The sequence below is a fragment of the Paenibacillus suaedae genome (assembly GCF_032337355.1).
Taxonomy (GTDB): Bacteria; Bacillota; Bacilli; order Paenibacillales; family Paenibacillaceae; genus Paenibacillus_B; species Paenibacillus_B suaedae.
In genome coordinates, this window is record NZ_JAVYAA010000012.1 from 1 (window position 1) to 20,916 (window position 20,916).

General features: G+C 46.7%; 33 protein-coding genes and 1 rRNA gene. 2 read left to right on the forward strand and 32 right to left on the reverse strand.

The annotated features are described in order from the left end of the window. The 3 genes from RQP50_RS28200 to RQP50_RS28210 all read right to left on the reverse strand — a co-directional run. Positions 1–84 (reverse strand): 16S ribosomal RNA (locus RQP50_RS28200); the annotation flags it as partial. 323 nt (positions 85–407) lie between these two features. After that, the gene (locus RQP50_RS28205) at positions 408–632 is read right to left on the reverse strand and encodes a hypothetical protein (protein WP_021256087.1); all 225 of its coding nucleotides are present in this window, start codon (positions 630–632) and stop codon (positions 408–410) included. A 206-nt stretch (positions 633–838) separates the two neighbouring features. Continuing rightward, positions 839–1,444: a stage II sporulation protein M gene (locus tag RQP50_RS28210; protein WP_315747430.1), complete on the reverse strand. Its 606-nt coding sequence runs from the start codon at positions 1,442–1,444 to the stop codon at positions 839–841. A gap of 172 nt (positions 1,445–1,616) precedes the next feature. On the opposite strand from RQP50_RS28210, the gene pdaB reads away from it, so the two are divergent. Further along, entirely contained in the window at positions 1,617–2,426 is an 810-nt protein-coding gene (gene pdaB / locus RQP50_RS28215) for a polysaccharide deacetylase family sporulation protein PdaB (RefSeq protein WP_021256085.1), read from the forward strand. Between the two features lie 47 nt (positions 2,427–2,473). Here pdaB and RQP50_RS28220 read toward each other — a convergent pair whose 3' ends face one another. Next, entirely contained in the window at positions 2,474–3,076 is a 603-nt protein-coding gene (locus RQP50_RS28220) for a KinB-signaling pathway activation protein (RefSeq protein ID WP_072732022.1), read from the reverse strand. Between the two features lie 130 nt (positions 3,077–3,206). Between RQP50_RS28220 and gerD the strand changes: the two genes are divergently transcribed. Then, on the forward strand, positions 3,207–3,887 hold the full coding sequence (gene gerD, locus RQP50_RS28225; protein WP_021256083.1) for a spore germination lipoprotein GerD: 681 nt from the start codon (positions 3,207–3,209) through the stop codon (positions 3,885–3,887). A 69-nt stretch (positions 3,888–3,956) separates the two neighbouring features. Here the strand turns inward: gerD and RQP50_RS28230 are convergent, their stop codons facing one another. The 28 genes from RQP50_RS28230 to rpsQ all read right to left on the reverse strand — a co-directional run bounded on the left by RQP50_RS28230 (position 3,957) and on the right by rpsQ (position 20,853). After that, positions 3,957–5,108, reverse strand: a complete 1,152-nt coding sequence (locus RQP50_RS28230; protein ID WP_072732024.1) for an Mrp/NBP35 family ATP-binding protein — start codon at positions 5,106–5,108, stop codon at positions 3,957–3,959. A 70-nt stretch (positions 5,109–5,178) separates the two neighbouring features. Next, positions 5,179–5,961 (reverse strand): N-acetylmuramoyl-L-alanine amidase CwlD, encoded by a 783-nt coding sequence (cwlD, locus tag RQP50_RS28235; protein ID WP_315747432.1) that lies wholly within the window; start codon positions 5,959–5,961, stop codon positions 5,179–5,181. A gap of 99 nt (positions 5,962–6,060) precedes the next feature. Beyond that, positions 6,061–7,236 carry a sulfate adenylyltransferase gene (sat, locus tag RQP50_RS28240; RefSeq protein ID WP_315747433.1) on the reverse strand — a complete coding sequence of 392 codons (1,176 nt, stop codon included), beginning with the start codon at positions 7,234–7,236 and terminating at the stop codon, positions 6,061–6,063. Between the two features lie 76 nt (positions 7,237–7,312). Beyond that, positions 7,313–8,005: a phosphoadenylyl-sulfate reductase gene (locus tag RQP50_RS28245; protein WP_072732026.1), complete on the reverse strand. Its 693-nt coding sequence runs from the start codon at positions 8,003–8,005 to the stop codon at positions 7,313–7,315. 258 nt (positions 8,006–8,263) lie between these two features. Continuing rightward, complete coding sequence (gene rpsI, locus RQP50_RS28250) at positions 8,264–8,656, reverse strand: 30S ribosomal protein S9 (RefSeq protein WP_005544499.1); 393 nt, start codon at positions 8,654–8,656, stop codon at positions 8,264–8,266. Between the two features lie 22 nt (positions 8,657–8,678). After that, positions 8,679–9,116 (reverse strand): 50S ribosomal protein L13, encoded by a 438-nt coding sequence (rplM, locus tag RQP50_RS28255; RefSeq protein ID WP_005544500.1) that lies wholly within the window; start codon positions 9,114–9,116, stop codon positions 8,679–8,681. A gap of 181 nt (positions 9,117–9,297) precedes the next feature. Further along, positions 9,298–10,098 carry a tRNA pseudouridine(38-40) synthase TruA gene (gene truA, locus RQP50_RS28260; protein WP_065291713.1) on the reverse strand — a complete coding sequence of 267 codons (801 nt, stop codon included), beginning with the start codon at positions 10,096–10,098 and terminating at the stop codon, positions 9,298–9,300. A 272-nt stretch (positions 10,099–10,370) separates the two neighbouring features. Then, positions 10,371–10,736: a 50S ribosomal protein L17 gene (gene rplQ / locus RQP50_RS28265; RefSeq protein ID WP_021252438.1), complete on the reverse strand. Its 366-nt coding sequence runs from the start codon at positions 10,734–10,736 to the stop codon at positions 10,371–10,373. A 33-nt stretch (positions 10,737–10,769) separates the two neighbouring features. Continuing rightward, entirely contained in the window at positions 10,770–11,714 is a 945-nt protein-coding gene (locus RQP50_RS28270; RefSeq protein ID WP_021252439.1) for a DNA-directed RNA polymerase subunit alpha, read from the reverse strand. 138 nt (positions 11,715–11,852) lie between these two features. Further along, positions 11,853–12,248 (reverse strand): 30S ribosomal protein S11, encoded by a 396-nt coding sequence (gene rpsK / locus RQP50_RS28275; RefSeq protein WP_021252440.1) that lies wholly within the window; start codon positions 12,246–12,248, stop codon positions 11,853–11,855. 19 nt (positions 12,249–12,267) lie between these two features. Then, positions 12,268–12,636, reverse strand: coding sequence for a 30S ribosomal protein S13 (gene rpsM / locus RQP50_RS28280; protein ID WP_005544507.1), 369 nt, complete (start codon positions 12,634–12,636; stop codon positions 12,268–12,270). Between the two features lie 20 nt (positions 12,637–12,656). Next, positions 12,657–12,770, reverse strand: a complete 114-nt coding sequence (gene rpmJ / locus RQP50_RS28285; RefSeq protein WP_003333770.1) for a 50S ribosomal protein L36 — start codon at positions 12,768–12,770, stop codon at positions 12,657–12,659. Positions 12,771–12,871: 101 nt separating this feature from the next. Further along, entirely contained in the window at positions 12,872–13,087 is a 216-nt protein-coding gene (infA, locus tag RQP50_RS28290) for a translation initiation factor IF-1 (protein ID WP_005544522.1), read from the reverse strand. 2 nt (positions 13,088–13,089) lie between these two features. Beyond that, positions 13,090–13,401 (reverse strand): KOW domain-containing RNA-binding protein, encoded by a 312-nt coding sequence (locus tag RQP50_RS28295; RefSeq protein WP_021252441.1) that lies wholly within the window; start codon positions 13,399–13,401, stop codon positions 13,090–13,092. A 9-nt stretch (positions 13,402–13,410) separates the two neighbouring features. Beyond that, positions 13,411–14,163, reverse strand: a complete 753-nt coding sequence (gene map / locus RQP50_RS28300; RefSeq protein ID WP_021252442.1) for a type I methionyl aminopeptidase — start codon at positions 14,161–14,163, stop codon at positions 13,411–13,413. A gap of 3 nt (positions 14,164–14,166) precedes the next feature. Next, positions 14,167–14,811: an adenylate kinase gene (locus RQP50_RS28305; protein ID WP_021252443.1), complete on the reverse strand. Its 645-nt coding sequence runs from the start codon at positions 14,809–14,811 to the stop codon at positions 14,167–14,169. Positions 14,812–14,953: 142 nt separating this feature from the next. Next, positions 14,954–16,252 (reverse strand): preprotein translocase subunit SecY, encoded by a 1,299-nt coding sequence (gene secY / locus RQP50_RS28310; protein WP_065291715.1) that lies wholly within the window; start codon positions 16,250–16,252, stop codon positions 14,954–14,956. Beyond that, entirely contained in the window at positions 16,252–16,692 is a 441-nt protein-coding gene (gene rplO / locus RQP50_RS28315; RefSeq protein ID WP_021252445.1) for a 50S ribosomal protein L15, read from the reverse strand. The genes secY and rplO overlap by 1 nt, the downstream gene beginning before the upstream one ends. 94 nt (positions 16,693–16,786) lie before the next feature. Then, the gene (rpmD, locus tag RQP50_RS28320) at positions 16,787–16,972 is read right to left on the reverse strand and encodes a 50S ribosomal protein L30 (RefSeq protein ID WP_005544529.1); all 186 of its coding nucleotides are present in this window, start codon (positions 16,970–16,972) and stop codon (positions 16,787–16,789) included. A 13-nt stretch (positions 16,973–16,985) separates the two neighbouring features. Next, a complete protein-coding gene (gene rpsE, locus RQP50_RS28325; protein ID WP_021252446.1) occupies positions 16,986–17,483 on the reverse strand; it encodes a 30S ribosomal protein S5 in 498 nt (165 codons plus the stop codon). A 25-nt stretch (positions 17,484–17,508) separates the two neighbouring features. After that, the gene (rplR, locus tag RQP50_RS28330; RefSeq protein WP_021252447.1) at positions 17,509–17,877 is read right to left on the reverse strand and encodes a 50S ribosomal protein L18; all 369 of its coding nucleotides are present in this window, start codon (positions 17,875–17,877) and stop codon (positions 17,509–17,511) included. A 64-nt stretch (positions 17,878–17,941) separates the two neighbouring features. After that, positions 17,942–18,484 (reverse strand): 50S ribosomal protein L6, encoded by a 543-nt coding sequence (gene rplF / locus RQP50_RS28335; protein WP_021252448.1) that lies wholly within the window; start codon positions 18,482–18,484, stop codon positions 17,942–17,944. A 31-nt stretch (positions 18,485–18,515) separates the two neighbouring features. Beyond that, positions 18,516–18,914: a 30S ribosomal protein S8 gene (gene rpsH / locus RQP50_RS28340; protein ID WP_005544534.1), complete on the reverse strand. Its 399-nt coding sequence runs from the start codon at positions 18,912–18,914 to the stop codon at positions 18,516–18,518. A 32-nt stretch (positions 18,915–18,946) separates the two neighbouring features. Further along, positions 18,947–19,132, reverse strand: a complete 186-nt coding sequence (locus RQP50_RS28345) for a type Z 30S ribosomal protein S14 (RefSeq protein ID WP_005544535.1) — start codon at positions 19,130–19,132, stop codon at positions 18,947–18,949. 90 nt (positions 19,133–19,222) lie between these two features. Further along, positions 19,223–19,765: a 50S ribosomal protein L5 gene (gene rplE / locus RQP50_RS28350; protein ID WP_072732027.1), complete on the reverse strand. Its 543-nt coding sequence runs from the start codon at positions 19,763–19,765 to the stop codon at positions 19,223–19,225. Between the two features lie 27 nt (positions 19,766–19,792). Then, positions 19,793–20,143 (reverse strand): 50S ribosomal protein L24, encoded by a 351-nt coding sequence (rplX, locus tag RQP50_RS28355; protein ID WP_005544537.1) that lies wholly within the window; start codon positions 20,141–20,143, stop codon positions 19,793–19,795. 39 nt (positions 20,144–20,182) lie between these two features. Beyond that, positions 20,183–20,551, reverse strand: coding sequence for a 50S ribosomal protein L14 (gene rplN, locus RQP50_RS28360; RefSeq protein WP_021252451.1), 369 nt, complete (start codon positions 20,549–20,551; stop codon positions 20,183–20,185). A 35-nt stretch (positions 20,552–20,586) separates the two neighbouring features. Then, entirely contained in the window at positions 20,587–20,853 is a 267-nt protein-coding gene (gene rpsQ / locus RQP50_RS28365) for a 30S ribosomal protein S17 (protein WP_005544539.1), read from the reverse strand. Between the last annotated feature and the right edge of the window lie 63 nt (positions 20,854–20,916).

Sequence of the window (20,916 nt, forward strand, 5' to 3'; positions counted from 1 at the left end):
AGCACTCCTTCAAGTCCGCTCGACTTGCATGTATTAGGCACGCCGCCAGCGTTCGTCCTGAGCCAGGATCAAACTCTCCGTTAAAGTTAAGTTTGAACTGCTCATATCTTTTGACGAGGTATTGCTACCTCATTCACAAACGTTGCTCGTTGTTCAGTTTTCAAAGAACAATCTCAGTCAGTAACCAATCTCTTAGTTACTTTCTTTTTCTCACCGCTTTGTCAGCGGCGACTTTTATATCTTATCATTTCGTTTAGTTGATGTCAACACTTTTTTTAAATGTTTTTTTCAACCGTTCGTTATGATTGTTGTTCCCGCTCGCTTCATCTCGAAGTCGTTCAGAAGGGAACGAAAAATAATTTATCATATATTCGAAAACACGTCAACACTTTTTTAAAACTTTTTTATTACATAGTAACATTCCGATGATTTCTAGCATACTTGGACAGTTCTTTAGGTGATGCAATTCGCGCGTACATGCGAAATACGGTACGGTATCGCTTCGATATCGCATCCCGTATTTCTGCCTCTAATCGCTTATCGCTTAAATCAAATAGCATCTCATCCAATTCCTTGCGCAGCATATAGCTCAATTCTTTACATTCTCTCTCATTGAACAAAAATCCTAGCATAACTGTCCGCATCCTCCCTTGACGACAATACCCCTGTCTTCGAACATAACGCTTACTTCCCCACTGCTTAACACTCTATAGTGTCTGCTTATAGGGAAGTAACTCGCACCCGCTTCTGTTCAATTACAGAAAGAATGGTGCCGCTTTACTGTTATGCTCATTTTTGAGCTGTTTTATCACAGGGAGGCGCGGATTCGTTTATCTAGTTAACCATTCATCAACCAGAAAGTCACAGTACTCTCAATAATAGCGGCAACTAGCAGCATTGCGGTTACCCATACCGCCCCTGCTCCAGTCTGCTTTATCCAATCCATAACCGTTGGCCCCTCAGCGCGCTTACGTCTGCTGAAGAAACGCTGCAAGATCAAGATACCAAATCTCATTCCATAAGCACCGGCAATTAGAATTGCGGGAATTTCAAGTATTCCATGCGGAAGTATACCCTTAATAATCGTGCTTGCTAAATCAAGACCCTGCGAATCCATAATTCGCAGCAGCAATCCGATCACCATTCCATTAATAATAAGGAACCCCGCTGGTACGATCCCTAATACGATCCCAGCAAACATGATCATGACAGCCTTAATCGCATTGTTATAGAAAATAAATACGAAGAAAGACAATTCTTGATTATCAGATTGCATTAATTGATCCCGCATACCTTGAATCCCCTTGAGCTGTTCCATGATGAAGCCCTCAAACCCGCTCCACTGATTGCCAAGCACATACCCTACAGCAAACAGCAACACAGCGGCAATGAGATACCAACGCAACTGCTTCAGCGTATTCCACCACGATGAGAATCGAAGCATATTGTACACTCCTCCTTTCAGACTGACTTGCAGACATAATTCCATACACTCAGCATACAGTGTAGTAAACAAGCATGACAAGCTGCAGCTTGTCGACGGGCATTAGTATTAGGCAGCAACGTACCACCCTAATTCGCCCCATTCAAAACGTTACGAGAGGAGCAGCCTTGGTATGAATAATTACTTTTATGTATTTAGCGGCAAGAAAATAAAGCGTGTATTTGTACTTGCAATTGCAATGCTATTCGCCGCTGGCGTCGTTTACGTAGAGAGTGACAATATTACCGTATTTTCAGAAGGCAGCAGCCCTTCCGCTATCTACAGCGTCCCAACTGATAAAAAGATGCTCGCCCTCACGTTCGATATTAGCTGGGGGGATACGCGAGTTGAGCCAATTTTGCAGATCTTGCAGGAGAAGGGTGTAAAAAAAGCAACGTTCTTCCTCTCCTCCCCTTGGAGCAAGACGCATAGTGACCTCGTGAAGAAAATTGAGGCTGCTGGCTACGAGATTGGAAGTCACGGCCACAAGCATGACAATTACAGCAGCATGAGCGATGAAGAGATACGTAAGCAGATTCAGGCAGCCCACAATATTCTATCTGAAGTTACAGGGAAAGCACCGAATCTGATTCGTATGCCGAACGGTGACTTTGACAAGCGCGTCCTGCAAATTGCTAACAGTCTGAATTACAAGGTCATACAATGGGATACCGACTCATTGGATTGGAAAAATCCCGGGGTTGAAACGATCGTGAACCGCGTCGTTAGTAAAGCACATCCTGGAGACATTATTCTCATGCACGCTAGTGATTCATGCAAGCAAACCCATCTCGCCTTGCCGACCATTCTGGATCAATTGTCCGCAAAGGGATATGAGTTCGTTACGGTCTCTGAGCTGATTCAACAAACGGAAATGAAGAGCAAAACGATTCAGGATCAAGCAACGATGATGGAACATTTGCAAAATGCAGTAGGCATGTAATAGATGTAAAGGATGTAAAGGTATACAAAAAAGCTGACGGATTTCCGTCAGCTTTTTGCTGTGCCCACCAATCGATGCAGCATCAAGATTTGATACGCATTGCATATTGCGAGCGGTATGTATACGAACCAGGTAGCCATATTTCCAATGTTAAGTGCCGACAGTGTCTCTACTGTGGTGATTGCAATCATGAAGAATAAGGTAGGAATGAGAGCTGTCGCATTTGTCGCCTTTACTTTCCAATAAGTAACAGCTACAGCAAGCACTAGGACAACTAAACCCAGCACGATATCCTCGTATCCCCCTCCACGTACTCCTTCTGGCTTGTTTCCCAGAAGCATGCGCAGGAACATTAGATCGAGTAGTGCAATCACGGTCAATAATACCTGAACATACGGCCATCCCTTCTTGAACAAGCCAATAGCAATATAGTTCAACGTCAGATATGCGAAGAATCCCATCTGCGAATAGACGCTGATCATACATCCGCTCAAGATTAACTGAAGCACATTAAGCAAAATATCCACTGGCCCTCTAAAATTGCCCATTTCCCCTTGAAATACCTGTAATGCGAGGCCAATGACGAGACTGATTGCCCCACCAATACACGTAGTCGTCCAAAATAAATAAGACCATTTTTTCAAATTCATGGTGCTCCACCTCCGCAATGTTCATTATTTTACCAATGTTCTCAGCAAAAAACTATCATTGTCAAACATAATTCATAATTTCCTCCACATACTACGCGTGAGGACATGGACAGAAGGGAGCGAAGCTGTTATGAAGGCACCACTGGGCAAACTTGCGATCGTCAGTTTCGTCGTAATCGTGCTGTTGACCTCTTGCGGCATGGAGCAGCCCACACAAAGCAGTAATCTCGATTATAAAGAAGTTAAAACGATGGTTGTCGATATTTTAAAGACAGAGGAAGCGCAGAAGGCGATCCAATCCGGTCCATCTGGCGGAGGCGGCATGCAAGCCCAATCATTAAATATGCAGCAGCAGGAGCAGATCCGGACGGCAGTTAAGGATACACTTGTATCACCCGATTATGAGAAAGTCCTCGATAAAGTAATGAAAGATCCGAAGTTTGCCGGGGAATTCGCCAAGGCGGTAAGCAAGGAAAACAAACAAATCCTGAAGACTTTAATGAAAGACCCAGAGTATCAGAAGGACTTTGGTGACATTGTTAAATCTCCAGACATGATGAAGTCTTATTTGGATATGATGAAGACACCAGAGTATCGCAAACAGCTACAGACTGTAATGAAGGATGCTTTGAATAGCCCTATATTTAAGCTTGAAATCATGGACTTATTAGGGAAGGTCGTTAAAGAAGAATTGCAGCCGAAGGAAAAAGAAAAAGAAAAGGAAGGAAAGAAAAAAGGTGGGGAAAAGGAAAAGCAAGGCGGTGAGAGTGAAGGTGGATCGGAAGAAGAAGGTGGTAGTGGAGAAGGCTAGGAGCCCACTCTTTCCCCATCTATTCCTCACTTACGGAGAGGCACTCATGATGAGGCCTCTCCGACATTGTTAGGCCTGCACAACTTGCATCTTCGCATCAACGGCAGCCGCCAACTCATCGAATTGCTTGCCAATTGACGAATCCGCCTTATATACAGAAGGAGCATAATCCGGTTCTGCAGGATGATTGTCTGGAGCGCCGAGCGGAAGCTGCGCAAGCAGGTCAACATGAAGCTCATCTGCCAGCTTAGCACCGCCCCCTCGTCCAAATACATATTGCTTCTCGCCACAAGAACCGCATTCCAGATAGGACATATTTTCGACGATACCGATAATCTCATGCTTCGTATGAATGGCCATTGTGCCTGCTCGAGCCGCAACGAAGGCAGCTGTCGCATGTGGTGTCGTTACGATGATCTCTTGGCTATGCGGTATCATTTGGTGAATATCCAAGGCTACATCCCCCGTACCTGGAGGCAAGTCAAGAAGCATGTAATCAAGCTCCCCCCACTGCACTTCTTGGAAGAAATTCCGCAGCATCTTGCCAAGCATTGGACCGCGCCATACGACCGGACTATTGTCCTCTACGAAGAAACCCATGGACATCACCTTCACTCCGAAGCGCTCCTGTGGAATGATATAGTTGTCTACAACGACAGGGCGGTCTTCAATCCCCATCATGTCAGGTACACTGAATCCATATATGTCTGCATCTATTAGGCCAACACGTTTGCCGAGACGAGCGAGCGCAACCGCAAGGTTCACGGTCACTGTCGATTTGCCAACTCCACCTTTGCCGCTGGCAATTGCGATAAATTTCACTCCAGATGCCGGTTCCAAGATAGGATGCTGTTCTAATCCAGCACCGTGTCCACGAGGAGCACTCCCTTCTTGGGGATCACGGCCATTACCCGCATGATCGGTTGCTGATTGCCCGCTTTGTACCGCTATTCCAGCTGCACTCAGCTCAGCTTCAGATGCGATGCGAGTACGAACATATACATTGTGCAGCTCAATTGCTGCTAGACGCTCCTTAATCTGTCCGACTAGCGCCTCTCTAGCGGCTGCATCTGCTGCTTGTGGCGCTACGATTGCCGTCAGCTTCACTTCATCTTCCTTAATCATCATATCGCGAATCCAATGAAGGCTTGTCATGTCTTGTCCCGACACTGGTTCTTGCAAGCCCTGCAGTGCTTGCAGCACTTCTTCTTTCGTCGTCATGATGGCACCTCGTCTCCTATGAAGTTCAGATCGGTCACTATGTAACCGTTTCTATTATAGCATAAGGTCATCATTTTCCAGTTTTTTCTCCTGCAATATATCGCAGAATTCCCTTGTAGATCGATGCAGCTAGCTTCCGCTGATATTCTTCATTCGCCAGACTCCGTGACTCTTCTGGGTTCGATAAGAAGCCTGACTCCACCAACACAGCTGGGATCGAAATATGATCCATAAAATAGAGCTTCCGATCTATAGGCTTGGCCTCCCGATCCGTATTGGCCAGATTCGTACGAATTTCAGCTTGAATCCACTTCGCAAGCTGTTCATTATCCGGATGGCGATTCGTATAGAAAGCCTGTGCTCCACTCCAGCGAGAAGAAGGTACGCTGTTCATATGCAAGCTAATGACAACATCCGCTTTCTTCTCCTCGATATAACCAACACGCTTCTTCAAGTCCTCTGCCTTCCTGCGGGAGTATCCCTTAGTGTCCTTATCCGCCAAATCATAGTCCCCTTCCCGGGTCATGACCACAATAGCCCCAGCTTGCTGCAAGTAATCACGAAGAAGTAGTGCAATCGTTAGGTTAATGTCCTTCTCTAATAACCCCTCGCGACCAACAGCCCCGCCATCTACTCCACCATGCCCTGCGTCGATAGCAATCACTCTGCCCGATAGAGGAATGGACCAATAGGTCCATGTCTTCGATACCGGCATCTCCATCGTCATCACAATAACGACTAGAAGCAGCAAGCATAAACTTATTAACCAGCGACGGACATTTCGCAGTGGTATCCATAAGATTGACGTATGTCTTCGCTTCTGACGGCTTTGTTCCCAATTTACCTTTTTCACAAAAAAAGCCCACCTCCGCTCCATAAAGACTTCTAATCATCTATATGGGACGAGGTGGACAAATATACGTTAACGATCCACAGGTTCCTCTATATTCAATTACTTTTGGGCAGTTGTTGAGTGTGCCATGCCTTCGATCAGGATGCGTGCCACCTCAGGTCTTGAGAATTCTGGAGGTGGACATGTACCGTCACGCAATAGCGCACGCACCTTCGTTCCGGATAGGGTCAAATGATGGGTTGCATCATGAGGACAGGTCTTGCTGGAGGCCATACCTCCACATGTCTTACAGTAGAAGCTGTGCTCGAAGAATAACGGCTGAATCCCCAATTCTTCGGGTTCGAAGGTGCTGAAGATATGCTGGGCGTCATACGTGCCATAATAATCGCCCACACCTGCATGGTCTCGGCCAACAATGAAGTGGGTGCAACCGTAGTTTTTTCTCACAATGGCATGGAATACAGCTTCCCTTGGCCCTGCATAACGCATCGCAGCTGGGAATACCCCAAGAAACACGCGATTCTCTGGATAATAATTCACAAGTAGCGCTTCATAACTGCGCATACGCACATCAGCCGGGACGTCATCAGACTTCGTTTCCCCTACAAGCGGATTTAGAAATAGAGCATCTACAATCTCCATCGCACTCTTCTGGATGTACTCATGAGCACGATGCACCGGATTTCGTGTTTGGAAACCAACAACAGTTCTCCAGCCTCTGTCCGCAAACAATTGCCGCGTCTCCACAGGATCAAAATAATATTGGGAAAATTGCTCCGGCTGCCTGCGCCCCAATACAGATACTTTGCCTCCCACATATGTAGAAGGACGCTTTAGCAGCTTCTCCACTCCTGGATGTGCTGTATCCATCGTTCTGTACACTTGTTCTGCTTCATGCAGCAAATCAGCCTGGTATATGCTCTCTATTTCAATAACCCCATACAGTTCCCCGTCTTCTTCCCCAACAAGCGCAGCTGGGCTTCCTATGTTGAGCTTCTTAGCTGCTTCATCCGAGACTGCCAGTGTAATAGGTAAGCTCCATACCGTTCCATTCGCCAATCTCAACTGATCTACAACACTTTTATAGTCATCTTCATTCATAAAACCTTCAAGAGGAGAAAAAGCACCTACCCCTATCATTTCGATATCCGATAATGTACGTGCATCGAGCGATATGCGCGGCAGAGCTGCCGCTTCATTGCGCTTCTGCTCCTTCTCGTCTTCTGGAACCATTCGATTGATCAGTGTACCTCCGTGAGGCTCAATTGTTGACATCTTCTTAGCACCTCTCCTCTGCATGTAGAAATAGTACCATTCTTTATTAGCAAATCAAATGGTACCCACGCACTTATTACTTGTGGAGCCCACATTCTATTTTCGCTGATCCTGACCAACGTCCAGCCCTTGGATCTTCACCTGCTTGAACGGCGCGCGTACAATAGGAGCATCCTATACTGGGATATCCTTGGTCATGTAGGGGGTTATAAATGATATCGTTAGTGCGGATATAGTTCCATACATCTTCTGATGTCCAAGCAGCTAATGGATTGAATTTGATGAGGCCGAATTTCGAGTCGTATTCTACTTTTCGTGTATTGGCTCGTGTTGGGGCTTGATCTCTTCGAATACCGGTAATCCATGCATCATATTTGCTTAGAATGCCAGTGAGTGGTTCGACTTTACGCAGATTGCAGCATTTGTTGGGATTACTAAGCCACAATTCATCACCGTATGTCTCGGATTGCTCTTCAGGGGTAAGTTGCGGGGTGACGCGTACAAAGTTTAAACTGTAACGCTCCGTAATGCGATCTCTTGTCTCGTATGTTTCTTGAAAATGAAAATCCGTATCCAAGTAAAAAATATCGGTCGAAGGACTGATCCGTTGCAGCATGTCTACAAGCACAACATCCTCCGCACCAAAGCTACAAGCAAACGTAATATTCGGGAACGCCTTAACAGCCCAAGCGATTACCTCTTCCGGATTGGACTGCTCATATTGCTCCGCCTTCTCATGTACAAGAGCCTCTTTCTCCAATAAATTCATTTTCGCATCCTCCACATACTCACCTTTTATTCCTAGTATTTTGGTATGTTTTGTATAATTAATAATTATAGATCGTTTCTTTGCTTTGTCAATTCGAAATTTACAAAGAGATAGACATATGATTACAGCCTATTCCGGCTAAATGTCCTAGGTGCGGGAAAAGTGGAGTGTATGCAGATTCCAGAGCAGGTCTTAACATACAAAAAAGCCCTCCTTGGCCAAGGGCCAAGAAAGGGCTGTATGTTCGGTAATCCAATCTTAACGTTTGGAGAACTGAGGTGCGCGACGAGCTGCTTTAAGACCGTATTTCTTACGCTCTTTCATACGAGGGTCGCGAGTCAAGAATCCTGCTTTTTTCAAAGCTGGACGAAGCTCAGGGTCAGCCTTGAGCAATGCACGGGAAATGCCGTGACGGATTGCGCCTGCTTGACCGGAGATACCGCCGCCATGAGCCAATACCAACACGTCGTATTTACCGAGTGTTTCTGTAAGGTTCAATGGTTGCTTCACGATAAGCTTCAATGTTTCCAAACCAAAGTATTCATTAAGGTCACGTTTGTTGATCACGATGCGGCCTTCGCCTGGTACAAGGCGAACACGCGCTACGGAATGCTTACGACGACCTGTCCCATAGTATTGTACTTGTGCCATGAAACTGTCCTCCCTTTATTTATTATCCGCGAAGTTCGTAAACTTCAGGTTGTTGTGCTTGATGTGGATGCTCAGCGCCTGCATATGCTTTAACGCGAAGCTTCATTTTGTTACCCATGCGAGTCTTAGGCAACATCCCTTGAACAGCAAGTTCGATCATACGCTCTGGCTTGTTGTTCAACATTTCTTGTGCAGATGTCACTTTCAAACCGCCTGGATAGTGGGAGTGACGATAGTATTTCTTGTCAGTCAATTTCTTACCTGTCAACACGATTTTCTCAGCGTTGATGATAACAACGAAATCACCGCCGTCAACATGTGGCGTGAAAGTTGGTTTGTGTTTGCCGCGAATAAGTGCAGCTGCTTCGCTCGCCAAGCGGCCAAGTGTCTTGCCTTCAGCGTCGATAATGAACCATTTGCGCTCAACGTCAGCTGGCTTCGCCATGTAAGTGGTACGCATGAAATATCCTCCTTAATAACATTCGTTCCTGTCTAGCTTGTGTATATTCATTCAATCGTTGATTTTCATTCATGAACTGCAATCTGCAGTGTGATTTCTTTGGGGGGCTGTGGGAAAGCCTAAAGAAACACAAATGTTATTTTACAATAGATTAGGGCATATTGCAAGAAAATATTTCGATTCACTCGGATACGTTGTTTATGGACTCAAGTCGCTCTTCGCCACCGTATTCCACGCTCCACAGCATCAATCCATGCGGAACCGCCAATGGACCTGCCACTTGTCGATTCTTCGCTTCCAAGATGCGTGGGATGTCATGCGGTGCAAGCTTACCCTGGCCCACCCGTATCAGTGTGCCTGCAATGATGCGAACCATATTGTATAAGAAACCATTGCCTGTCACTACGATATGAATGCGACCGCGGCCTTCTTCCCCCGTTACGCTCGGTTCATATTCGATGTGGGCGTCATAGATCGTACGGACATTACTCACCTTCGTTGACTTTGGAGAAGTAAACGAAGTAAAGTCATGTTCCCCTACTATATGAGTAATGGCTTCTTGCATTGCACGGACATCCAGAGGCTTCGGGTAAAAGAACTCGGTTAACCTCCGGAATACATCCGGTTTCCGCTCTGCAATGATGGAGTAGCGGTATGTCTTCCGCTTCGACGAGTAACGAGAATGGAATGACAATGGCGCCTCCCACGTCTCACGGATGACAATGTCATCCGGCAAACGCGAATTGATCGCAATCGTCCACCGGTCAATCGGAATCGCCGATTCGGTCATGAAGTGAAATACTTGGCCGTAAGCATGCACCCCTGCATCTGTCCGACCCGAAGCATGAATGCTTATGGATTCATTCGTCAGCATCTTGATAGCTTGCTCAATACGACCCTGTATCGTGTCTTCATTCGGCTGTATCTGAAAACCGCTGTAAGCTGTTCCATCGTAACTTACAAGCATTCCTACGTTACGCATGAAGTCTCCTTTCATTCACTGCTCTGTGAACAGGCAGTCGCCACTATCTCTATTCGCATAAAGACAGTCGCTGCATTGCGTATTCTTGCATTCATTCACCACATGAAATATATAGCACATAAATTCATAATTGGAATCATTGCAAGAGTCAAGACAGGAAGCCAACAGAAGTTGGCTCCAATCCTAACACAGTTAAAAAGAAAAGCTCCTCATGGGAGCCTTCTTTTTACGACGCTGTTACACGACGTATTGAACGTATTCTGCAACCGCAATTACACGCGGTCAACCAGTTCCAAATAAACCATAGGCGCGGAGTCGCCACGGCGTGGTCCCAGTTTCATGATACGTGTGTAGCCACCTGGACGCTCTGCGTAACGTGGTGCAAGCTCCGAGAACAGCTTTTGGATTGCATCTTGTTCACCGTTCAACGTTTCGCGACGAACGAATGCTGCTACCTGACGGCGAGCATGCAAGTCACCGCGCTTCGCCAACGTGATCAACTTCTCAGCGATGGAACGAACTTCTTTCGCTTTCGCTTCAGTTGTTTGGATGCGCTCATATAAGAACAAGTCAGTAACCATGTCGCGGAACAAAGCTTTACGCGCGCTAGAGTCACGACCCAACTTTTGGTATGCCATTGCTATTTCCCCTCCTTCTATGCCAAGTCCCGTTTAGTCTTCCATGCGTAAGCCCAATCCGAGTTCTTCGAGCTTCTCTTGAACTTCTTCCAAAGATTTGCGGCCCAAGTTGCGAACCTTCATCATATCTTCTTCAGTTTTCGTAATCAGCTCTTGAACCGTATTGATGCCGGCACGTTTCAAGCAGTTATAGGAACGAACGGAGAGATCCAGCTCTTCGATAGTCATCTCAAGAACTTTCTCTTTCTTATCTTCCTCTTTTTCAACCATGATTTCCGCGTCTTTCGCTTCGTCAGTCAGTCCAACGAAGAGCATCAGATGCTCTGTAAGGATCTTCGCGCCGAGGCTAACCGCTTCTTCCGGTCGAATGCTTCCGTCACTCCATACTTCAAGCATCAGCTTGTCGTAGTTCGTTACTTGACCAACACGAGTGTTCTCTACTGTGTAGTTTACACGCGAGATTGGTGTATAGATCGAATCAACTGGAATTACGCCGATAGGCTGATCTTCCCGTTTGTTGCGATCTGCTTGTACGTAACCACGTCCACGATTCGCATAGATGCGCATATGGAGTCTGGAACCTTGTGATAATGTCGCAATGCGGAGATCCGGGTTCAAAATTTCCACATCACTATCCGCTCGAATATCGCCAGCCGTTACTACCCCTTCGCCTTCCGCATCGATTTCGAGAATTTTCTCTTCATCAGAGTGGATTTTCAGCGACAAGGCCTTCAAGTTCAAGATAATCTCAGTTACGTCTTCATAGACTCCTGGGATTGTCGAGAACTCGTGCAAGACACCGTCGATTTGAACGGACGTCACTGCTGCACCGGGCAACGAGGAGAGGAGAATACGGCGCAGGGAGTTACCCAGCGTCGTACCGTATCCACGCTCTAAAGGTTCTACGACAAATTTGCCGTATGTGCCTTCCTCATTGACTTCCACGGTTTCAATCTTCGGCTTTTCGATCTCAATCACTATATAACCCTCCTTAAAACGTCGCTGGCGTTCATTAACGTCAAACACCTACGGTCGGTCGATTCATGCAGTATGCCTAAACAACCATTCTTCCCAACAGGCGCTAGCTTAATACTACACGCATCGGTGTTGCCGTCATTATACGCGACGACGTTTTGGTGGGCGGCAGCCGTTGTGCGGGATTGGCGTTACGTCTTTGATCATGCTAACTTCCAAACCTGCAGCTTGCAGAGAACGGATGGCAGCTTCACGACCTGCGCCTGGGCCTTTAACCATAACTTCTACCGTCTTCATGCCATGTTCCATAGCAGCTTTTGCTGCGGATTCAGCAGCCATTTGAGCTGCGAATGGCGTAGATTTACGGGAGCCTTTATAGCCCAAACCGCCGGAGCTAGCCCAAGAAATTGCGTTGCCGTGTGGATCCGTGATTGTCACGATCGTGTTGTTGAACGTGGAACGGATATGAGCCACACCAGTCTCAATATTTTTACGGTCACGACGTTTAGTACGTACGACTTTTTTTGGTTTTGCCATTGCTACTTATCCCCCCTTATTACTTCTTCTTGTTCGCTACAGTACGACGAGGGCCTTTACGTGTACGAGCATTTGTTTTCGTGCGTTGTCCACGAACAGGCAATCCACGGCGATGACGGATACCACGATAGCATCCGATTTCAACCAAACGCTTCAAGTTCAGAGAAATCTCACGACGAAGGTCACCTTCAACCTTAACCGTTTTGTCAATCAGCTCACGAATTTTGTTTACCTCATCTTCCGTCAAATCGCGAACGCGAGTATCAGGGTTAACGCCAGCCTCAGCAATTACCTTTTTAGAAGTTGTTTTACCAATACCAAAAATGTATGTCAAGGCGATCTCAACGCGTTTATCCCGTGGCAAGTCTACACCAGCTATACGAGCCATTTACGCTACACCCCCTTCTATTATCCTTGTTTTTGTTTGTGTTTCGGATTTTCACAGATTACCATAACATTGCCTTTGCGACGAATGACTTTGCATTTCTCGCAAATGGGCTTAACAGAAGGTCTTACCTTCATGCTGAATACCTCCCAGTTTCTCAAGTAGCACGTCAAACCGTCTTCCTGACGCGTGAACGGCCTGCAAGTTCATGCAAGCGCGACTCGGAACGATCCGAGCACTACTTCCGATATGTGATGCGACCTTTACTCAAATCGTATGGCGACAGTTGAACGACCACTTTGTCCCCCGTCAGGATACGGATGAAATGCATCCGCAGCTTTCCGGAAACGTGGGCAAGAATTTGGTGACCATTCTCCAGCTCAACACGGAACGTTGCATTCGGCAACGGTTCAATTACAACACCTTCAACTTCAATTACATCTTCCTTGGCCAACGTCATTCTCCTTTCTCATCAGCATGTGCAGCGGCTTGTTGTTCAGCATACTTCGCTATAACATAACGAAGCTTGCTGTTCGTTACCCGTCCGCTTTCGTGTAAACTATGGACAACTTCATGGCTAATTGCAGGTTGCAATTCGAGATGAAGCAAGTTTTTACGCTTTGGTTGATCAAACTTTCGTTTGTCTCCGTCCGCTATCTTGACGTAGCGCGACTCCTCAATATCAATGATAACCGCATATTTGCTTTCATCACGACCCTGAAGAACCTTGACGAATTGGCCGAGACGCGGAGTGGAATATTCATTCATGCCTCTCACCTACTCAACCAGCTTCGTCAAAATTTCGCATCCGTCCGGCGTTACAGCCACCGTATGCTCGAAATGAGCACACCATGAACTGTCCACCGTCACGACCGTCCAGTTGTCAGTGAGCGTTTTGACGTGACGCCCACCGGCAATGACCATCGGCTCAATCGCGAGCGCCATGCCCGGTTTCAAGCGTGGTCCGCGATCCGGAATGCCGTAGTTCGGAATTTGCGGCTCTTCATGAAGCTCCGCACCGATTCCGTGTCCGACATATTCCCGTACAACGGAAAAACCTGCATCCTCGATCACGCGTTGAATCGCGTGCGATATCGTGTACAACCGTACATCCGGTTTAACCAGCGCTAAGCCAGCATAAAGTGATTGCTCCGTTACGTCAAGCAGCTGCTGAGCTGCCTCCGTTATCTTCCCAACCCCATATGTCCAGGCAGAGTCACCGTGATATCCGCGGTATTCCGCACCGATGTCGATGCTGATGATGTCGCCTTCGTTTAACTTGCGCTTTCCGGGAATGCCGTGAACCAGTTCTTCGTTCACTGACGCGCAAATGCTGCCGGAAAAACCGTTGTAGCCCTTGAAAGAAGGTGTTGCTCCTTGGCTGCGAATAAACGATTCCGCGATCGAATCAAGCTCGAGAGTGGTAATCCCTGGCTCAATCGTTTTCGCTAAAAGACGATGCGTTTCCGCAACAATTCGCCCAGCTTCCCTCATGAAGCCTAACTCCACTTCGGACTTACAAATGATCATGGTTTAACCCCGCAGTAAAGATACGATTTCTGACGTGACCGTATCAATTTCCTTCTCCCCGTCAACCTGACGCAACAAGCCTTTGTCCTCATAGTATGCGAGCAAAGGTGCCGTTTTGTTGATGTACTCATCAAGACGTGTGCCGACTTTCTCTTCGGAATCATCCGAACGTTGGTACAGCTCGCCTTGACACTTATCACAAACGCCCTCTTGTTTAGGCGGGTTGTAGATGACATGGTACGTCGCGCCGCAAGACTTGCAAATGCGTCGTCCTGTAAGACGCGCCAGCAGTAAATCGCGGTCAACGCTCAGGTTGATGACATGATCAAGACTGCGATTCAGTTCTACCAAGATGCTATTCAACGCTTCAGCTTGCGCCAATGTGCGCGGGAAACCATCCAGAAGGAACCCTTTCTCGCAATCAGGTTGTGCAAGGCGCTCTCGCACGATGCCTACCGTCACGTCATCTGGAACGAGCAGACCCTGATCAATGTACTCTTTAGCCTTCAATCCGATAGGAGTGCCTTCTCCAATTGCTTTGCGGAATGCGTCTCCTGTCGAGATATGAGGAACGCCGAATTGTTCTACGATGCGCTCGGCCTGTGTTCCTTTTCCTGCCCCAGGAGGCCCCATGAATAGAATGTTCATCGAATGTCACTCCCTTTATGGTAAGCACAGGCTTAACTTCGTCGGAAGTGGGGTGCTTCGATGCCATTCGTTAAGCCTCTGCTCTACAAGAACAGCACAATAGGTGCCAATGAGCCTAGATGGTCTCACCGGAACCTATTGCCTATTTATTAATGAAACCTTTGTAATGACGTTTGATCAACTGGCTTTCGATTTGCTTCATTGTGTCAAGCGCAACGCCGACAACGATCAGAATCGAAGTACCGCCAATTTGAACAGATTGCGGCAATCCAGCTAGTGCTCCGAAGAACACTGGCAAGATGGATACGCCAGCGAGGAAGATAGCACCTGCAAGTGTGATACGAGACATAACTCGAGTCAAGTACGTTGCTGTTGCTTTCCCCGGACGAATTCCTGGGATATATCCGCCATTCTTTTTCATTTGATCTGCCATTTGTTGTGGATTCAACTGTACGAACGTGTAGAAGAACGTAAACCCGATAATCAGAAGAACGTATAAGAACATGCCAAGCGGCTTGTTCAATCCCATATGTTCAATGATCCAACGAGCCCACGGCTTATCCGCCCAGAATTGAGCAATTGTAGCCGGGAACATCAAGAGCGAAGATGCAAAGATGACCGGAATAACGCCTGCACCATTTACTTTAAGCGGAATGTGTGTGTTCTGTCCACCATACATTTTGTTACCCACAACACGTTTAGCGTATTGTACCGGGATTTTACGGTTCCCTTGCTGAATGTAGATAACACCGATCACAATCAGCACGATAACCAATACGATAACGATCATTTTGACGATGTTGAGGAACAATTGTCCGCTTGCATCGGCAAATTGACTACGATAAATTTCCCCAATATGAATCGGGATAGCTGCGACGATACCTGCGAAGATCAGAATCGAAATACCGTTGCCGATACCCTTTTCCGTGATTTGTTCACCGATCCACATCAAGAACGCCGTACCAGCAGTCAAGACAATCGCGATTAGGATATAATCCGCATATGTTGCACCTGGAACCAGCTGCGCACCGTACATGCGATTAAACCCAATCGCCGTACCGAAAGCTTGAATCAATCCCAATACTACTGTGCCGTAGCGCGTAATTTGGGAAAGCTTACGTTTGCCGACTTCTCCTTCTTTTGCCCATTGTGTAAATTTCGGAATAACGTCCATCGACAGAAGCTGTACGATGATCGAGGCCGTAATGTACGGCATAATTCCTAGAGCAAAGATAGAGAATTTAAACAGCGCACCACCAGAGAAAGTGTTCAGCATGCTGAACAAATCCGTGTTTTGGCTTGCTGTAGCAAAGACCGACGTATCGACGCCGGGAACCGGTATAAAGGACCCGACGCGATAAACGATCAGAACCATGAGGGTAAATAAAATCTTACGTCTCAAGTCCTCGACTCGCCATATATTCGATACGGTCTTGAACATTAGATCACCTCGGATTTACCGCCGGCAGCCTCGATCTTCTCTACCGCAGATTGAGAGAACTTGTTAGCTTTGACCGTCAATTTGACGGACAAATCGCCATTGCCCAATACTTTGATTCCGCTCATTGGGTTGTTCACGATGCCTTGTTCCATCAACAATTCCGGAGTTACTTCCGTACCAGCCTCAAAGCGGTTCAAATCCGTTACGTTAACTACCGCATACTCTTTACGAGTTGGATTTACAAAGCCGCGTTTTGGCAGACGACGGTAAAGTGGGTTTTGTCCACCTTCGAAGCCCGGACGAACACCACCGCCGGAACGGGAATTTTGACCCTTGTGACCACGGCCAGATGTTTTACCGTTTCCTGTCGCGATACCACGGCCTACACGGTTACGTGTTTGGCGGGAACCAGGTGCCGGAGAAAGTTCATTCAACTTCATCGTTCGTCGCACCTCCTTTAATATTTATGACTCTAATCTTTTGTATTGTATCATGTAATCTATAACTGATTACAGAAGTCGTATGGTTTTACCCTTACGCTTCGATCTCTTTGACTTCAACCAAGTGTTTAACTTGGTTTACCATTCCGCGGATCGCAACGTTGTCGTTATGAACAACCGTCTGATTCAACTTGCGCAAACCCAAAGTGTTCACCGTTTGGCGATGAGTTTCCGGGCGACCGATCAGACTGCGAACGAGGGTAATTTGCAATTTCGCCATCTTCGTCCCCTCCTTAACCTAACAGTTCTTCAACGGTTTTACCGCGCAATTTAGCTACTTGTTCAGCTGTCTTCAAACGAGACAAGCCTTCCAATGTAGCGTTAACCATGTTCATGGAGTTAGAGGAACCAAGCGATTTCGTCAAGATATCGCCTACACCAGCCAACTCAAGAACGGCACGAACAGGACCGCCTGCGATAACCCCAGTACCTTCGGATGCTGGCTTCAAAAGAACTTTACCAGCGCCGAACTGACCAATTACTTGGTGAGGGATTGTCGTGTTAACAAACGGAACATGAATCAGGTTTTTCTTAGCGTCTTCGATACCTTTGCGGATTGCGTCTGGTACTTCGGATGCTTTACCGATTCCAGCGCCAACCCAGCCCTTGCCATCGCCGACAACCACGAGAGCGCTAAAGCTAAAGCGACGTCCGCCTTTAACAACTTTAGCAACGCGGTTAATTTGAACAACTTTTTCAGAAAGTTCTAACGTGTTTGGATCAACTCGCAAGTCGTTTACCTCCTTCGATTAAAAATTAGAATTCAAGACCAGCTTCGCGTGCTGCGTCAGCCAAAGCTTGAATACGTCCATGGTACAAGTAACCGCCACGATCGAATACGATTGTCTCGTATCCTTGCTCTTTCGCACGTTTTGCGATCAATTCGCCAACTTTGCGAGCGGATTCTACGTTACCACCATTTTTGATATCTTCACGAAGCTCTTTGTCCATAGTCGAAGCGGAAGCGACTGTTACGCCTTTCACGTCATCGATAAGTTGAGCGTAAATATGTTTAGAAGAACGGAATACGTTCAAGCGAGGACGTTCCGTTGTACCTTCGATTTTTTTACGGACACGCAGGTGTCTTTTCAACCGAGCTTTGTTCTTATCGCCTTTGGTAATCATCGGATTGTTTCACTCCCTTCAGTTTAACCATTAAGCTGCTAAGGTAAGTGAGCTAGGCAAGATCTTACTTCTTCTTGCCTGCTTTACCTTCTTTACGAATGATGCGTTCGCCTTCGTACTTGATACCTTTACCTTTGTAAGGTTCTGGCTCACGTACTGCACGAATGTTCGCTGCATAAGCACCAACGCGCTCTTTATCAATGCCTTTAACGATGATTTTCGTTTGAGCAGGCACTTCGAATTCAATACCAGCTTCCGGTGTAATTTCAACCGGATGGGAGTAACCAACGTTCAAGACAAGCTTGTCGCCGGATTTGTTTGCACGGTAACCTACACCGACCAACTCAAGGGTTTTGGAGAAACCATCAGTTACTCCGCTAACCATGTTGTTGATTACGCTGCGTGTTGTACCGTGCAACGAACGATGAAGTTTATTTTCAGAAGGACGTTCTACGGAAATGACGTTCTCTTCTACAGACACTTTCATGTCTTTGTGAAGTTCACGAGTCAAAGTTCCTTTCGGTCCTTTTACTGTAATAACGTGGTTTTCCAAAGTGACAGTTACGCCACCTGGTACCTCAATTGGTTTGCGACCAATACGGGACATGTTGTTGCACCTCCAATCTTATGCGAATGGTTTACCAAACGTAGCAGATTACCTCGCCGCCGGATTTGGACTGGCGAGCTTCTTTGTCAGTCATGACGCCCTTGGACGTCGAGATGATTGCGATACCGAGACCGCCGAGTACGCGAGGAACCTCATTAGCCTTCGTGTACACGCGCAGTCCTGGTTTACTGATGCGCTTCAAGCCTGTGATAACACGCTCGTTGTTTGCACCGTACTTCAGGAACACGCGAATGATCCCTTGTTTGTTGTCATCGATATATTCAGCGTCACGGATAAAGCCTTCACGCTTCAAGATTTCTGCGATTTGCTTCTTCATAGTAGAAGCAGGCATTTCCACCGTTTCATGACGCACTGTATTAGCATTGCGAATGCGTGTAAGCATATCTGCAATCGGATCGGACATAACCATTAGTGTAAACCTCCTTCCCGCAACAGGGTTGATTACCAGCTTGCTTTTTTAACGCCAGGAATCTGGCCTTTATATGCCAATTCGCGGAAACAAATCCGGCAAATTTTGAACTTACGTAATACGGAATGCGGACGTCCGCAGCGCTCACAGCGCGTATATGCCCGTACTTCAAACTTCGGTTTGCGTTGTTGCTTGATTTTCATCGAAGTTTTTGCCACGTGAGTTGACACCTCCTAGAGATTTGTGTCGATGGATTCAGAACTGATTGCTCAGTCCGTATCTCAAACGTAACCGACCTTTAAAACGAATTACTTCGTGAAAGGCATGCCGAGTTGCGTCAACAATTCGCGGGATTCTTCGTCCGTCTTCGCTGTTGTAACGATGACGATATCCATACCACGAACCTTGTCAATTTTATCATACTCGATTTCAGGGAAGATAATTTGCTCCTTCAAACCGAGTGTGTAGTTGCCGCGGCCGTCAAACGCTTTATTCGAGATACCGCGGAAGTCGCGGACACGAGGAAGCGTGACATTGAACAATTTGTCCAAGAAGTGATACATGCGCTCACCACGCAATGTGACTTTCACACCAATCGGCATTCCCTCACGAAGTTTAAAGCCTGCGATAGACTTCTTCGCGCGAGTGATTACTGGCTTTTGACCAGCGATTAGTTGCAATTCAGCTACTGCAGAATCCAAAACTTTGGAGTTTTGAACAGCCTCACCCATACCAATGTTGATGACGACTTTCTCCACTTTTGGTGCTTGCATTACTGATGTATAGTTGAACTTCTGCACTAGCGCAGGAGTAATTTCGTTCAAATAACGTTCTTTCAAACGAGCTGCCATGTAGAATGGACCTCCTTTCCGAAGCGATTAGTCGATAATTTCGCCGGAGCGTTTAGCTACGCGCACTTTTTTACCGTTTTCCACTTTGTAACCGATGCGCGTTACTTTACCCGACTTTGGATCCACGTGCATAACGTTAGATGCATGAATTGCTGCTTCTTGCTCAACGATACCGCCTTGTGGGTTCTTAGCGTTAGGCTTCTGATGCTTCTTCACCATGTTTACGCCTTCCACAATAACGCGGTTTTCACGAGGGAATGCTGCAATAACACGGCCTTTTTTGCCTTTATCTTTACCCGTGATCACGATGACAGTGTCATCTTTTTTCACGTGCAATTTGTTGTTATGCGACTCGAGAATTTTTTTCAATCGTGGCATGTGTCACACCTCCTGAGTCTTGCCTGGCGGGCAAGCTGATTAGATAACTTCCGGTGCCAGGGAAACGATTTTCATGAAGTCTTTTTCGCGAAGTTCGCGAGCGACAGGTCCGAAAATACGAGTCCCACGTGGGCCCTTATCTTCTTTCACGATAACCGCTGCGTTTTCGTCAAATGCGATGTAAGAACCGTCTTTACGGCGTACAGAACGCTTCGTACGAACGATAACCGCTTTGACTACGTCACCCTTTTTGACAACGCCGCCTGGTGTTGCTTGTTTGACAGAGCATACGATCAAGTCACCGATGTGAGCTGATTTACGGCCAGTACCGCCCAACACGCGAATACACATCAGTTCTTTCGCACCAGAGTTGTCTGCTACATTTAAACGTGAAAATGCTTGAATCATTCGAATGTCCTCCTTTCGGTGAAACTATCCGTTCATTAAACGATAACTGCTTTCTCAACGATTTCAACGAGTCTCCAGCGCTTGTCTTTCGACAACGGACGCGTCTCCATGATTTTTACAGTATCGCCAATTTTGGCTTCGTTATTTTCGTCATGCGCTTTGAACTTCTTCGTGTATTTGATGCGTTTGTGATACAAATCATGCTTCTTGTATGTCTCAACCGCTACTACGATTGTTTTGTCCATTTTATCGCTGACAACTTTACCAATTTGCACTTTACGAGCGTTACGTACTTCACTCATTAGTGTTCTGCCTCCTTCCTGGATACAGGATGTCTATTTTTCCGAAACTGACATCTTGGTGTA